The organism is Pseudomonas frederiksbergensis (genome assembly GCF_003732665.1).
GTDB lineage: Bacteria > Pseudomonadota > Gammaproteobacteria > Pseudomonadales > Pseudomonadaceae > Aquipseudomonas > Aquipseudomonas frederiksbergensis_G.
Genome location: NZ_MOBP01000185.1, coordinates 1 through 318, shown reverse-complemented (window position 1 = coordinate 318; position 318 = coordinate 1). Strand labels below are relative to the sequence as shown.

Sequence of the window (318 nt, the reverse complement as noted above, 5' to 3'; positions counted from 1 at the left end):
AGGGCGATGCGATCCACTTCGCTGCCGTTGAACTTCCAGACGTGATAGATGCGCTCGTCCAGGCCCCGGGGGGCGTTGATCGCGGTGTAGGCGTACAAACCGCTGCTGCGTACCTGGCTGGCACTCACCTGTTCCAGGCTGTCCCCGGGCGTGCGGTCCTGGAGTTGGGTGCTGATGGCGTCCTCGGTCAGCCACAGGGTGGCTGGCGGCACCCAGGAGCGCAGCAGCCATCCGGTGCTGCCAATGGCCAGGGTGATACACAGCACCGCCAGTTCGCTGCGCACGCTGCGGATCGGCAGGATCGACGCCAGGCTCGGG

At 67.0% G+C, this 318-nt stretch carries 1 protein-coding gene; it reads right to left on the bottom strand.

Annotated elements, in window-relative coordinates; translation table 11 throughout:
• A partial coding sequence (locus BK665_RS33745; protein ID WP_221179285.1) for a DUF5924 family protein occupies window positions 1–318 on the bottom strand: 318 nt, incomplete at both ends.